Raw genomic sequence first — 14622 nt, forward strand, 5'->3', positions numbered from 1 at the left:
GTTTCATGGCGCCAGAGCTAAAATAAGCCAGAAATCAACAGTGTCATGTAACAGTTTTATGCAAAGAAATTTGAAATGGTAAAATTATGACGACATTTGCTGAGATAATCTCGCTTGTTCATTCCACTCTGCTGCATTTCCTGTTAAAATGACTAATAGTATAGATAACAAAGGATGTTTTGTAGATGCAGAAAGCTTTTCGCGTTACGTTGACGCTATTACCGCTCCTCTATATGATTGCCATTTGGGTCATGTCGAGCATGCCGGATGATACGTTTATTGAGTTGCCTTCATCGGCAACAGATCGCTTCGTAAAAGAAGCACTTCACTTAGTTGCCTTTGCCATTTTGTATATGCTGTTTGTGGCCGCTTTTGCTGCCAACCACAAGCTAACAGCTAGTTTGAGTCTCCTGGCTGCGATTGCCGCTAGCCTGTATGGAATTGTTGATGAAATCCATCAATCATTTGTGCCAGCGCGTTCTGCTACACTGATTGATGTCGTTAAAGATATCATCGGAGTGCTTGCTGCTTATTTCCACGTTCAATATCACTATTTCAAGCGTAAGCGAGGCTTCTTAACAATTATTGAAAAATTAACCGACAAAAAATAAGAGCTGGAATCTCAGCTCTTATTTTTTTACTGTTAGCGTATTCACCCACTTGTTTGATGACTGAATCGCAACCCCTTTATAATAATACTTTACGATGTCTTTATAGCTTTTTCCCTCCTGAGCCATGCCGTTCGCTCCATATTGGCTCATTCCTACTCCGTGGCCATACCCTTTTGTCGTAATGATAATTTGATTACCTTCACGTTCCCAGCTAAAATCGGAGGACATTAAATGTAGTTTTTCCCGAATGTGCTTCCCTGTTAATTCTTTTCCGTTAATTCTTACAACTCCTACTCTCTTTCCTGCTGTCCGTTCAACAACCGTTCCAATTTCTGTCCCACTCGGAACATTTACACCTAATTTTTGTTCAAAATCTGCCACTGTCATCGCGACTTTGTTATAAAATTTCGGAGATTCTGTATCCCAAGGGCTTGAAACACTTTTTAAATAAGGATAAGCAGCTTTCCAATATTCTTCAGAGTTTTCCGTATATCCGTTACTCGTGGAAAAAAAAGTAGCTGTAATAGGATCACCATCATATGTTAAAATCTGCCCCGCTGTCTCCTGCACAGCTCCCTTTATCTTTTGAAGGTTCTGTTTATACTGAGAGCCCCATAACTCTTTTAGCTCTTGATCGCTTTTATATACCTGGTGGTTTTCACCGTCACTTACATCTGCATTAGCTGGTAACCCTGTTCGGTCTCCTTGAATGAGCTGATTGACAATATACGTTCTAGCTGTTAATGCTTGAGCTTTCAACGCTTCTTTTTCAAAGTGAACAGGCATTTCAGCTGCAACAACACCAATTAAATACGATTCAAGCGGTAGTTTTTGAACTTGCTTAGACGTTGTTCGAAGCACGGCTACTTCGACAGCCGGCTCTTTCATCTTCTCCTTACTTTGTTCATTCGTTGCCTTTCGTTCAATATTTTCCGTTAATTTTCCAAACGTTGTATCATTGGAAAACGGAAGCACAAGCATAGCTGGAAGGAGGATGATCACGACGATTACAACGACTATTAGCATGAACATCGGTTTAAGTGCTTTCAAAGTTCCTTGGCCTCCCTACACATTTTCTACTCTCCTCATAAATGTATGGAAGTGGACAAGCAAGTAGAACTAAAATAATCAATTGGCATGATTTTTCACGAATTTGACGGGATTATCGGGGAATTTGGCGGGATTTTTTGCAAATTTAGCGGGATTATCGAAGAATTTGGCGGGATTCCTTACTCACAAACAGAAAAAAGACTGCGTTTCATCGCAGTCTCTCTATCTATTACGCATTAATATCCAAAGCAACCGTTTCCGTTGGCGTTACCTCTGTCACACGTTCGATATCAGCTCCGAGTGCAGCTAATTTGCCATGGAAATTCACATAGCCTCGATCTAGATGCTTCAATTCTGTTACACGTGTAATGCCATCTGCAACAAGACCTGTTAAAATTAACGCCGCAGCCGCTCGTAAATCAGTTGCTGCTACTTCAGCCCCTTGTAAATCAGATGGACCATTTGTAATAACAGAACGTCCTTCAATCTTGATATTTGCATTCATTCTACGGAATTCTTCTACATGCATAAAACGGTTTTCGAACACCGTTTCTGTAATCATCCCTGTTCCTTCTGCACGAAGAAGCAAGGCCATCATTTGTGATTGCATATCCGTCGGGAATCCTGGATGCGGCATCGTTTTAATATCGACAGCTTTTAACTTTTCTGGTCCAATTACACGTAAGCCGTCCTCTTCTTCCGTAATCTCAACACCCATTTCTACCATCTTTGCAATCAAAGAAGTTAGATGTTCAGGAACGGCTCCTTTAACAAGTACGTTTCCACGCGTAATCGCAGCCGCTGTCATAAATGTACCCGCCTCAATACGATCAGGAATAATCGTATGCTCGGCACCATATAATTTCTTGACACCTTCAATTTTTATCGTTGCTGTTCCAGCTCCTTTGACCTTAGCTCCCATTTTATTCAAAAGGTTCGCTAAATCAACAATTTCTGGTTCCTTTGCAACGTTTTCTAAAATTGTTGTACCTTCAGCCAATGTAGCAGCCATCATAATATTTTCTGTAGCACCTACACTTGGAAAGTCAAGGTAAACTCTTGCACCTTTTAATCCGCCTTCTACTTCCGCATCAATGAAGCCGTTCCCGACCTTCACCTTTGCTCCCATTGCTTCAAAGCCTTTTAAATGCTGATCAATTGGACGTGAACCAATCGCACAGCCGCCAGGCAATGCTACACGAGCACGGCCAGTTCTTGCAAGTAGTGAACCCATTACTAATACAGACGCGCGCATTTTACGTACATATTCAAATGGCGCTTCTTCTAAAAGCTCCTTTGATGCATCTACAGTTACTTGATTATTGTGAAAGGCAACCTCTGCATTCAAGTTGCGCAAAACTTCGTTAATTGTATATACATCGGAGAGCGTTGGAACATCATGAATGATACTTTTTCCATCGCTTGCTAATAAGGTTGCAGCGAGCACCGGCAAAACAGCGTTCTTAGCCCCTTCTACTTTAACTGTTCCGCTAAGCCGTTTTCCGCCGCGGACAATGATTTTTTCCAAAAGTATTCCCCTCCGCGTCCATTTTCTCTATATTAATATTCAAACGTAATGATGGGTGTGCCAATAACAAAACTTGTCCTTGCGCCCAATCCATCTGTCCGTAAACCAAGTTGCATATTGATTTTAGTATTCTTTAAACTTTGTGTAAATAAGGCAGAATGAGCAGAAGTCGAAACAAAGTTCTCATCCTCTACACCCTCTATTTCGCTTGCATTAAATCTTTGTAACAATTTTTCCATTTGTGCAGGTAAAGCCGAATTCATATTATCACTGATATACCCTTCCATACAAGCAAAAACTGAAGGAGTATCCATAAATATGCCATTCATCCTGTGCTCAAGGGTTGTAATTAAGAAATGGGGATATCCTTTGTCCCATTTGTCCCCCTTCACTTCATATATGATATAGGTAACGATGTTCTTATGTTCCCTTGTTGTAACCATTCTGATTGATTCTGTCAGATGAGATCCGTGGCTGAATGTTGCTTCTGCCTTCCAAGCATCACCCTCATCGAAAAAGCTCCATTGAAAGTCCGGATACTTTTGTTTTAAAGTATGCACTTTTCTCTCAAACTCTTCTTTTGTAGCAATCTCGTTATTTACTTCTCTCGCAAATACAGACCACTCTTCTATGCTTACATTCTCTTCTTTTTCTAGATGTTCAGCGATTGTAACAATATCTAATTGATCCTTCGCCACCGTTGTACTGTTCCCCCACACCATCACCAACAGGCTGATAAATAATATGTATATTAACATTTTATTGTTCCATTTATACATGTTAAATCCCTCCCTCCTATCATTCTTGCCCGGGGAAGGGAGTTCATACCTCATTTTTTTCGCCAATTGATGACATGCTCGTTAAATAACTAGAAATAGATAGTTATACACAGTACATGCTGCTTACTGATTGAATATATATGGCAGCTGTTTCGCAAAAACTAGGTAATCAAGGAAGAAATTACTCACAACTGATCCAATCGCAATCGTTAATAAAATATATAATACTCTCGCTTGTAAGACCGCGTTCGATCGTAAAAGCTTCTGAAAGTTTAACGCTTGCAAAGCCCACCAAGTTACTGCAATAAAACATAGATGTACGATCATACTGAGTAAGGCTTGTTGGCCAATTGCTGAAAACATATAAACCCTCCTATATACATACAATGTTCATTCTATCACAAAACACCCTTTAATTTGGAATTAATCATCTCGATTACGCAAAAAAATTTTTCGACAGGATAAAAAGGCTTGCCTTCTACACGTGCAAGCCCCTTCTTCTATATCATTCGATTACTCCATGGAGATAAAGTCCGTAAAGTCACCAAAATGTTGATGAAGAAAATCTAATGCCATATTTGGAGCAAGTCCAAAAATCATCGTACCCACTACACAAACAAGAAGTACAATCATCAAGCTAACAGGGAACCGCACCGCTTCTTTTGTTGCAGCTGGGCGAAAAAAGATTTGAACAAGTAAACTAAAATAATACACATAGGAAAGAATCGTTGTTGCTAATAGAATGCTAGCTAGAATATAATCCGTTGGCGTACTTCCTAACAGCGCCCCTAGAAAAATATGAAACTTTCCAATAAACCCTGCCGTTCCTGGAATGCCTGCTAATGAAAGAAGAAAAATGGTCATAGCGACCGCTGCTGCGGGAGACCGTTTCGCTAATCCTGCAAAAATAAGCCTTTGTTCCGAACTATTTGCATCTGCTAACCATTGAAACACAGCAAAGGCTCCGATATTCATCAATAAATAGGCAAGAAAGTAAAACCAAACCGTATCTAATAAAAAGTAGCCGCCCCCTAATGTCGCCACTGCTACTAACAAGTAGCCTGCATGAGCGATGCCTGAATAAGCCAGCAATCGCTTCACATTTTGCTGCCTTAACGCTAACACATTCCCAATAATCATCGTTGCCCCAGCTAAAACGGCAATAAACACGCGATTTTGCTCTAAAAACGTCACCGTTCCGAGCGTGTCACCCGATGCTGTAAGAAAGAGCGATAATAACAAGCGTAACAAAATGACAAAGCCTGCTATTTTAGAAATGACACTTAAAAATGCTGTTACTGGCGTAGGGGCTCCTTCATATACATCTGGTGCCCACATATGAAACGGTGCTGTTGCCAGCTTAAAGGACAACCCGACAAGAACCATAAAGAAAGCTAGACCGAGTAAATAAAGCACTTGGCTATCACTTACCCTCGCCATCGTTTCACTCATCTCTCCTAAATTCGTCGAACCGGTTAGTCCATATAAATAACTCATGCCAAACAATGTAATCGCTGTTGAAATGCCGCCCATCACTACATATTTTAATGCCGCTTCATTAGACCTCAGATTTTTCTTCTTCATCCCTGCCAATATATAAGAAGAAATAGACAACAGCTCTAACCCAACAACTAACGTAATTAAGTCACCGCTCGATGTCATCATCATAGCACCAAGTAAAGCAGCTAAGAATAAATAATAAAATTCTCCTTGATAGTCTCGTAAACCATCATTAGCTGAATGACTTGCCGCCAATACAATGACAAGACCTGCCCCTATTAATAAAAGAAGCTTACTGGCCTTTGCAAAAGAGTCCAGACGAAATGTATCGGCTAAAATACTCGTTTCGGCTAACGGCAGCAAACTGACGAGTGATACGAAAGCAAGTGCAATGCCTATTAGCGCAAACCAAGCGAGCGGTCTCCGGTTGAATCGCTTCGGTGCAAATAAGTCAAATAAGGATAAAAGAATCGCTGTCCCAAGGATTATAAATTCTGGCATCATGGCGCCCCATTCATATGAGAGCACGGTTTTCATATCCATTTCATCATCCTCCGATCCTTAACAGCCATGTCGTAATATCCTCTTGCACTAGTTGACCAAGCCACATCGGATAAACCCCAATCGCTACAATAACCGTAAACAAAATGACAATGGGCACATACTCGATGCCCTGCACATCCCGCCAAGTCACGGAGTATGTCTTTTTTCCAAACGTTATCTTTAAAACCGCTCTCAGCGTATAAGCTGCTGTTAAAATAAGCCCGACCACAGCAACGATGGCTAACAGCATTTGTTCTTTAAAGAGCCCCAAAAAGGCCATAAATTCACTAATAAATCCTGACATCCCAGGTAAACCGAGTGCCGCTAGCCCTGCCGTCAGAAGCACACCTGAGAAAATGGGCATATGTGCAGCCAAGCCTCCCAGTTCATTCAATTCTGTTGTTCCTGTCCGCTCATATAATAGCGCAATTAAGAAAAACAGAAGCGCGGCAATCGCACCATGAGAGACGGCTTGAAAAACAGCACCTTGAAGACCTGCATCATTAAGCGTTCCAAACCCGAAGAAAACAATGCCCATATGTGATACGGAGGAATACGCCCAAACAAGCTTTAAATCCGTTTGAACGAGCGCCAAAAACGCTCCATATAAAAAGCTGATAACCCCGACAATCATAAACAGCAGCGCGAGCTTTTCCACCTGTTCTGGAAAGATTCCAAGGCCAAAGCGAATCATGCCGTAAGCTCCAATTTTCAACAGTACGCCTGCATGGAGCATAACAACAGGCGGCGCCGCTTCACGATGTACACGAACCATCCAACTATGAAACGGAAAGACCGGCAATTTAATTGCAAAAGCGATAAATAGCAGGATACAAAGCACTTCCGTTAAGAAAGGAGAAATCGGTGCCAACAGTGACACATCACCGACATTTAAAATATGAGTTAACGCATCAATATTCGTTGTTCCTACTCGAACAAACAACGTTGCAATGACAAATAACAATAAGACAGAGCCAATACCGTTATAGACGAGAAAATGATAGGCTGCCTTCTCCTTATTTAGATACCCCCATCTCCCAACTAAGAAGAAAAGCGAAACAAATGTCACTTCAAAAAAGAGGAAGAATAAAAGTAAATTATCTGCCATAAACACACCTAACATCCCGATTTCGAGCAGCAAGAACAACAAAAAGTAGCCTTTCCATTCTGTTTTAATATAAAAGGAAGCCAGTGCTGCCAGCATCGATAAAACCGTTGTTAATAGGACAAACACTAGGCTAAACCCATCAAGGCTTAATTCAAAATCAACCGTATACAAGGTATCGTCATACATCGCTAAATTACCAAACTGAATCCAATTCCATTTAATCTGATAAGAAGATAGTGAAATATCCGTCAGCCATTGTTGATAAAGAAATAACGAGATCAACAGCGGCATTAATGTGCCAATCCAACCAAATTGCTTCAGTGTTTTTTCCTCTGTTTTTGGCATTAGCCAAATCATAATCATCCCGATGACTGGTGAGAATACTAATAAGGGAAGCAAATAGTCATTCATCGCAAGTACCCCCCTGCAACCAAATATACGACCACTAAGACAGCTAAGCTAAGAAAGGCAACTGTGCCATACTGCTGTACTTGTCCGGATTGCAGCTTTGTTGCCTTCTTCGCAAAAATACGAGTAATTCGCATTACAACCAACAGGAAACCGTCTATTACATATCGTTCTATATAAACAAAACTACGGCTAATGGCTTTCGTCGATACAATCATAGTTCGTTCATACAATTCATCAATATAATATTTATTGGCAACTATTCGATAGGCAATCGACCTGCCTCCTGTAAGCAGACTGCCTTTTCGGTGCAGCATATAAGCAATCCCTATACCGATTCCCGAAACAATGGTCGCAATAAGCATGAGCCAAAGTGAGGACTCATGATGACTGTTTTCATTTGTCAGCCAATCTCCAAGAAATGTACCAAACCACGGTGTTTGAACATAGCCAATGCCAATCGAAAAAACGGCGAGAATGGTCATTGGCAGCCACATGATCATAGGTGATTCCTTTACAGCATGAATGGATGTCCTCTCTTCCCCGCCAAAGATGGAAAAAAATAAACGAAACATATAAAAGGCTGTTAAAAGCGAAGTAAGGAGCACCAGCGTAAATAAGAAATAATTCCCGTTCTCCCAAACAGAAAGAAGAATTTCCTCTTTACTAAAAAAACCTGATAATAGAGGGACTCCTGAAATGGCCAACGTCCCGATTAAAAATAAAGGTCCTGTCCATCTCAATTTCTTCCAAAGCCCGCCCATTTTCTCGATATTTTGTGTATGCACAGCATGAATGACACTTCCAGCTGCAAGAAAAAGGAGGGCTTTAAAAAAAGCATGTGTTACTAAATGAAAGACCGCCGCAACATACCCTGCCGTACCAAGTGCAAGAAACATAAACCCAAGCTGACTCATCGTTGAATAAGCAAGAATCCGCTTCACATCTGTTTGGACCACCGCGATGCTTGCGGCAAATAAAGCGGTCAAACCACCTGTCAACGCTACGACTAAGAGGGCTATTTCACTGGCTTGAAATAAAGGATACATCGCAGCAACTAAATACACACCCGCTGCAACCATTGTTGCTGCATGAATAAGAGCAGATACAGGAGTGGGACCTTCCATCGCATCTGGAAGCCAGGTGTGTAAAGGAAATTGTCCGGACTTACCGACCGCGCCGACAAAGATCATAATCGCAATAAACGTGAGCAATGATTGCGATATGTCCCCCGCTTTCACCGCTTGAAAAATAGCGCTATATTCAAAGCTGCGTGTTTGCCAGAATAAAAGAATCATCCCAATGAGAAGGCCCATATCCCCAATTCTTGTCATAATAAAGGCCTTTTTCGCCGCTCGCTTGGCTTCCTGTTTATGAAAATAAAAACCGATTAACAAGAACGAGCCTAAACCAACAAGCTCCCAAAAAATATATAATTGAAGCAAATTAGGAGACATCACAAGAGCTAGCATCGCAAACGTGAAAAGTCCTAAGTAAGCATAAAAAATGGAGATTCGTTTTTCTCCCTTCATATACCCTTTTGAATACATATGAACGAGAAAACTAATGAACGAAACGAGTACAAGCATAAGAACATTCAATGGATTCAGTTCAAAGCCAACCGTTATCTGTGCGTTCCCAACCGTTAACCAGTTGAATGTCTGTTTATAACTTAGATCATGCAAACTCTTAGTGAAAACAACAGCTGCGCATATAAAGGAAACAAACGTAAGTAGACTGCCAACCTCTGCACTTCGCGAGCCCAAACGCTTACCAAATAGAAGCAACAGGAAAAATGAGGCGAGCGGAAAAAGCGGTATCAGCCAAGCATTGTCGACCATGACTATCCAACTCCTTTTTCAACAGGCTTGTTTGACACGGATACGATTAATGCTTCATCGTATTCATTTCGTCGATATGAACCGTTTTACGATTGCGATACAATGCCATTAAAATCGCTAGGCCCACCGCTGCCTCTGCTGCTGCAATGGTCATCGTAAATAAAGAAAAGACTTGCCCTGTAATGGCTGGCGTCATTCCAAATTTACTAAAAGCAACGAGATTAATATTAACGGCATTTAACATCAGCTCAATCGAAATGAGCACAATAACCGTATTTCTCTTCGTTAAGGCACCATATAACCCAATACAAAATAAAATAAGCGCTAAAACAAGATACGCAGACAACGGGACTGATGTCATCACTTATGCCCCCTCATCATCTTTTTTGGCTAATACAATCGCTCCTACTAAAGCAACGAGCAGCAACACCGACATCAGCTCAAATGGAATCACAAACTTTGAAAATAACGCAATCCCAATCTGCTCTGTATTCGCTTCATGTAACGTTGTCGGTTGAACAGGGATATCTAAGTTATAAATCCCGATATACACAGCAAAGGCAAAGCCGAGAATCCCAAGCAGCAAAAGAATTTTACGCCACCCGTTTCCCTTTTCTTCCTCCTGTTTTTGATTGTTTGTGAGCATAATTCCGAACAGCATCACAATTGTAATCGCTCCTGAATACAGTAAAATTTGAACAACGGCGACAAACTCAGCTGATAACAACAAGTAAATCCCCGCAATACTGACAAAGGTAAACACAAGCGCAAGAACCATATGAACGACTTTCGTTAACTGAATCAGTAAAATGCCTCCTAAAACAGCAACAAAGGCTAACCCTAGAAAAGCGAGCATTTCACCGGAAACACTCATACTTTATTCTCCTTTCGAACATGCTGGTCATTTTCATCCAGCCATTGTAAGTCTTTAAATAGTTCATCCCGACTATATTCCGCTAATTCAAATTTGTTTGTCATCACAATCGCTTCGGTTGGACAGACCTCTGTGCAAAGATCGCATAAAATGCAAATTTCAAAGTTAATATCATAGGTGGAAATAACCTTTCCCTTCTTCGTTGGATCCGGATTTTTCACACCTGTTAATTGAATACAATCCGTTGGACAAATGTTTACACACATATTACAGACGATGCACTTGTCTGGATAAAACTTCTGAATGCCACGGAACCGATCAGGAAGCGGCAATGGTTCATCAGGATATGAATAGGTCACTTTTTTCCGCGATAAGTTTTTTAATGTATACGCTAATCCTTTTGCTAATCCGAACATGAGCGGGGCCTCCCTTCGCTTTTTTAAAATAATTCTTTCAAAAGAGCTGTTAAGAAAATATTCGCTAAAGCAATCGGTAATAATACCTTCCAAGCGAATTCCATAAGCTGGTCTGCACGTAAGCGCGGAAAAGAAACTCGAATCCAAATGAGGACATAAATAACAACGCTAAATTTTAGCGCAAATGAAACGGCGCCTGGAATAAAGTCTAAAAACGGAAGCGAATGCCACCCGCCTAAAAAGAGCAGCGTTGTTAAAGTCGCCATCGCAAACATATACACATATTCCGCGAGCATAAAAAATGCCCAGCGGAAACCAGAATATTCTACATGAAATCCAGCCACAAGCTCTGACTCTGCCTCTGGAAGATCAAATGGGACACGATTTAATTCAGCAATCGCTGCGATAAAGAACACAATAAATCCGACTGGTTGTAAAAAGATAAACCAAATATCTTCTTGGGCCGCTACGATTTCCCTTAAATTTAGACTGCCTGTTAACAGCACCACGCCTACAAGCGACATCACAAGAGGAATTTCATAAGAAATCATTTGAGCAGCCGCACGCATTCCGCCCATTAATGAATACTTATTGTTAGAAGCCCATCCTGCTGTTACAACCCCGATGGTCGTAATCCCTGAAATCGCTATATAATAAAGAAGACCTACACCGATATCTGCAAACTGAAATTGATTCGTAAACGGGAGCGTCGCCAGCACCATAAAAGCGGGGGCAAAGGCAAGGACAGGAGCTAATATATAAAGCGGCCGGTCGGCTTTCTTCGGAATCGTATCTTCCTTTAACAGCAGCTTTAGCACATCTGCTACTGTCTGCAAAAGCCCCCAGCTCCCTCCAACCTGATTAGGTCCAATCCGCATCTGCATAAACCCCATAATCTTCCGCTCCGATAAAATCGCAAACGTAACAAACCCTAGTACAACAAACAAAAAGAGGACCGCTAAACCGAAGAAGATGCCAAGATTCGTCCAGCTTGGAGCTGATTGCAGCAACTCTTGCATCATTATCCATCGACCTCCCCGAGCACAATATCAATCGCGCCTAAAATAGCAATTAAATTCGCCATATTTTCTCCCTCCAGCAACTTCGGGAGAATTTGCAAATTATAAAAGGAAGGGCGACGAAATTTAAGCCGGTAGGGCTCTTTTTTCCCATCGCTCGCAATATAACAGCCAATTTCGCCACGCGGCGATTCAATTCTGATAAAGGCTTCTCCCTTTGGTGGTTTAATGATTTTAGGAACTTTAGCTAAAATAGGACCGTCACTCGGAAATTGAGCAACCGCTTGCTCTAAGATTTTCAGTGATTCTTCTATTTCTTCCATTCGGCACTCATAGCGCGACCACGCATCACCCGCTTCACGTGTGGGAACCTCAAAGGAAAATCGATCATAAATCGAATACGGTTCATCTTTACGCAAGTCTCTTTTCACTCCTGTACACCGTAAGTTAGCACCGCTTAAAGAATAAGCAATTGCCTCTTCTCGCGTATACGTACCGACTCCTTTAACTCGATTTAGAAAAATTTCATTCCCAGTTACAAGTTGATGATACCCGTGAAGCTGCTCTCTCATATATGGAATAAACTCCGAGACTTTCTCGAGCCACCCGTCCGGTGCATCCCATTTCACCCCGCCGACGCGCATATAGTTGAATGTAAGTCTGGCACCGCATAGTTCATTTAATAGATTAATAATCATTTCTCGTTCACGAAACGCATATAAAAAAGGACTAGTTGCTCCTAAATCTAATAAATACGTTCCCCACCATACAAGATGACTGGCAATTCGCCCAAGTTCCATTGTGATGATTCGTAAGTATTCTGCACGGTCCGGCACTGTAATACTCGCCATCGTTTCCACTGCATGACACAGTACATAATTATTAGTCATAGCTGCTAAATAATCCATACGATCGGTATAGGGAATGATTTGCGTATATTGTAAATTCTCTGCTAGTTTTTCGGTACCACGATGAAGATAGCCAATGACAGGTGTTGCTTCTTTAATGATTTCCCCTTCAATTTTAATCACAAGTCGAAACACACCGTGCGTACTAGGATGCTGCGGGCCTACATTCAGAAGCATTTCCTCTGTACGTAACATACTACACCTCCTCATCATGCGGCTTATAATCTTTTCGAAGCGGGTACCCAATCCAGTCTTCACCCAGGAGAATTCGTTTTAAATTCGGATGCCCGCTAAATTGAATTCCTAGTAAATCGTACGCCTCACATTCTGGCCAATCAGCTCCTTTCCATAATGGAACTAACGATGAAATGATTGGATTGTCTCGATCAAGCTTTACCTTTAAAACAACAGACTGTCCATTCTGTAAAGAGCATAAATAAACATACACTTCCATATGTGTTTCAAAATCCGTTCCATGTAGTTCAGCTAGAAAGTCAAAGTGTAAGTGCTGCTTCAACACTTGTGCGATATCCATATAAGTGTGCGGTTTGGCTAAAATGGTTGGCACGTCTTTTGATAATCTATTAATATAGTATTCTTCAAATGAATCTGCACCTACCTGTCTTTCAATCACCTGTATATAGTGTTGAAGAAACGGCTCATTCGGTGATGGTTCAACACTTGCTTCTTCTTCTTTTGTCTCAGTTGAAGCGGCTTTTGCTTTAGCCTTTGCAGCAGCGGCAGCCTTCGCTTTGGCGGCGGCAGCGGCTTTCTTCTTGGCCAGTTCTAAATCCTGTCCGCTTTCTGATGCTTGCCTTTCTTTCTCTTGCCTTCTTTTGATAGCTGCTGCTTTCGCTTTTTCTGCGGCTTCTTTTTTTAATCGGGTTAGTTCGTTCTCATCCATTTACATCACTCGCTTCCCCGTTTTGGCTTCATAGCGAATCTTTTCTTTTAGCTTATGGATACCATAAATGAGTGCTGCTGGATTTGGTGGACAACCTGGAATGTACACATCCACCGGAACGATTTGATCGACGCCTTTGACGACGGAATAGGAATATACATAAGGCCCGCCAGCTGTTGCACAGGAGCCCATCGCAATAACCCATTTCGGCTCAGGCATTTGATCATACAACCTTCTTAAAATGGGAGCCATTTTCTTCGTTACCGTCCCTGACACAATCATGACATCTGATTGACGAGGAGAGGTACGAAAGAAAGAACCGAAGCGATCCAGATCATAATGCGATGAGCCAACACCCATCATTTCAATGGCACAGCACGCTAACCCAAACGTCATCGGCCACAAGGAGTTGCTTCTTGCCCATCCTTTAAGCTGTTCAAGCGTGGATAAAAAAACACTTTGGCGAAGCTCATGTAATTCAGCATCCGTAACACCTGGCACATTCATTTCCATGTTAACACCCTCTTCTTCCAAGCATAGAGTAGTCCAATGAGCAGCATCATCACAAAAATGAGCATTTCTACTAAAGCAAAGATTCCTAATTTTTCATAGGCAACGGCCCATGGATAAAGAAAAACTGTTTCTACATCAAAAATGACAAATAGTAAGCCAAATAAATAATAACGTACATGAAACTGAACCCAAGAATCATGAAATGGTTCGACTCCACTTTCATAGGTTGTATATTTTGCTTCAGTCGGTTTATGTGGTCGAAGCAGCTTACCAAGAAAAAGAGCGATTACGGGTAATAAAATCCCAAGGCAAAGGAAAACAAACACCATCACATAATTATTTTGATAAAGATACCATTGAGAATCCATGTTGGGCTCCTTTTTTAAAAAAGTATCGGCTTGTCTATTTTGCTATGGTTCATTATTATGCACAAGAGAGAGTGGATATGAGTAAAAGACTTGAGGAAATAAGGACGTAAGCGCATACATCCAATCGGAGAACTAAATGGACAGTATTCGACAGAAATTGGTGAGATTCCTAACCTATAAAGTGAAACTTCCATCAGTGGGGGGTTCTTTCATCCCCCACTGATGGTTAGCCACGTTCTACGGTCACTAAGA

The 14622-nt window shown here is 41.4% G+C and carries 16 protein-coding genes; 1 reads left to right on the top strand and 15 read right to left on the bottom strand.

Features of this window, described 5'->3' with window-relative positions:
• Window positions 1-185: 185 nt before the first annotated feature.
• The gene (locus V7068_RS00090; protein ID WP_252292045.1) at window positions 186-611 is read left to right on the top strand and encodes a VanZ family protein; all 426 of its coding nucleotides are present in this window, start codon (window positions 186-188) and stop codon (window positions 609-611) included.
• Between the two features lie 18 nt (window positions 612-629).
• On the opposite strand, the gene spoIID is transcribed toward V7068_RS00090, so the two are convergent.
• From spoIID to V7068_RS00165, 15 genes are all read right to left on the bottom strand, one after another.
• Complete coding sequence (gene spoIID, locus V7068_RS00095; protein ID WP_499710379.1) at window positions 630-1661, bottom strand: stage II sporulation protein D; 1032 nt, start codon at window positions 1659-1661, stop codon at window positions 630-632.
• A 229-nt stretch (window positions 1662-1890) separates the two neighbouring features.
• Window positions 1891-3189: a UDP-N-acetylglucosamine 1-carboxyvinyltransferase gene (murA, locus tag V7068_RS00100; protein WP_127762190.1), complete on the bottom strand. Its 1299-nt coding sequence runs from the start codon at window positions 3187-3189 to the stop codon at window positions 1891-1893.
• A 32-nt stretch (window positions 3190-3221) separates the two neighbouring features.
• On the bottom strand, window positions 3222-3968 hold the full coding sequence (locus V7068_RS00105) for a YwmB family TATA-box binding protein (RefSeq protein ID WP_499710380.1): 747 nt from the start codon (window positions 3966-3968) through the stop codon (window positions 3222-3224).
• Window positions 3969-4091: 123 nt separating this feature from the next.
• Window positions 4092-4331, bottom strand: coding sequence for a DUF1146 family protein (locus V7068_RS00110; RefSeq protein WP_119115768.1), 240 nt, complete (start codon window positions 4329-4331; stop codon window positions 4092-4094).
• A 150-nt stretch (window positions 4332-4481) separates the two neighbouring features.
• Window positions 4482-6011: an NADH-quinone oxidoreductase subunit NuoN gene (nuoN, locus tag V7068_RS00115; protein ID WP_499710381.1), complete on the bottom strand. Its 1530-nt coding sequence runs from the start codon at window positions 6009-6011 to the stop codon at window positions 4482-4484.
• A 4-nt stretch (window positions 6012-6015) separates the two neighbouring features.
• Window positions 6016-7530, bottom strand: coding sequence for a complex I subunit 4 family protein (locus V7068_RS00120; protein ID WP_499710382.1), 1515 nt, complete (start codon window positions 7528-7530; stop codon window positions 6016-6018).
• Window positions 7527-9368, bottom strand: coding sequence for an NADH-quinone oxidoreductase subunit L (gene nuoL / locus V7068_RS00125; protein ID WP_499710383.1), 1842 nt, complete (start codon window positions 9366-9368; stop codon window positions 7527-7529). The genes V7068_RS00120 and nuoL overlap by 4 nt, the downstream gene beginning before the upstream one ends.
• Window positions 9369-9414: 46 nt before the next feature.
• The gene (gene nuoK, locus V7068_RS00130) at window positions 9415-9729 is read right to left on the bottom strand and encodes an NADH-quinone oxidoreductase subunit NuoK (RefSeq protein WP_119115772.1); all 315 of its coding nucleotides are present in this window, start codon (window positions 9727-9729) and stop codon (window positions 9415-9417) included.
• A 3-nt stretch (window positions 9730-9732) separates the two neighbouring features.
• Entirely contained in the window at window positions 9733-10242 is a 510-nt protein-coding gene (locus V7068_RS00135; RefSeq protein ID WP_403152927.1) for an NADH-quinone oxidoreductase subunit J, read from the bottom strand.
• On the bottom strand, window positions 10239-10658 hold the full coding sequence (nuoI, locus tag V7068_RS00140) for an NADH-quinone oxidoreductase subunit NuoI (RefSeq protein ID WP_119115774.1): 420 nt from the start codon (window positions 10656-10658) through the stop codon (window positions 10239-10241). Before nuoI ends, V7068_RS00135 begins: the two co-directional genes overlap by 4 nt.
• Before the next feature lie 23 nt (window positions 10659-10681).
• A complete protein-coding gene (gene nuoH / locus V7068_RS00145) occupies window positions 10682-11680 on the bottom strand; it encodes an NADH-quinone oxidoreductase subunit NuoH (protein ID WP_499710384.1) in 999 nt (332 codons plus the stop codon).
• A complete protein-coding gene (locus V7068_RS00150) occupies window positions 11680-12780 on the bottom strand; it encodes an NADH-quinone oxidoreductase subunit D (protein ID WP_499710385.1) in 1101 nt (366 codons plus the stop codon). Before V7068_RS00150 ends, nuoH begins: the two co-directional genes overlap by 1 nt.
• A gap of 1 nt (window position 12781) precedes the next feature.
• Window positions 12782-13489, bottom strand: coding sequence for an NADH-quinone oxidoreductase subunit C (locus V7068_RS00155; RefSeq protein ID WP_499710386.1), 708 nt, complete (start codon window positions 13487-13489; stop codon window positions 12782-12784).
• Window positions 13490-14002 carry a NuoB/complex I 20 kDa subunit family protein gene (locus V7068_RS00160; protein WP_119115778.1) on the bottom strand — a complete coding sequence of 171 codons (513 nt, stop codon included), beginning with the start codon at window positions 14000-14002 and terminating at the stop codon, window positions 13490-13492.
• On the bottom strand, window positions 13993-14370 hold the full coding sequence (locus tag V7068_RS00165) for an NADH-quinone oxidoreductase subunit A (RefSeq protein WP_127762200.1): 378 nt from the start codon (window positions 14368-14370) through the stop codon (window positions 13993-13995). Before V7068_RS00165 ends, V7068_RS00160 begins: the two co-directional genes overlap by 10 nt.
• Window positions 14371-14622: the final 252 nt, after the last annotated feature.

Origin of the sequence: Bacillus sp. JJ634 (genome assembly GCF_036962285.1) — a bacterium.
Classification (GTDB): domain Bacteria; phylum Bacillota; class Bacilli; order Bacillales; family DSM-1321; genus Peribacillus; species Peribacillus asahii_A.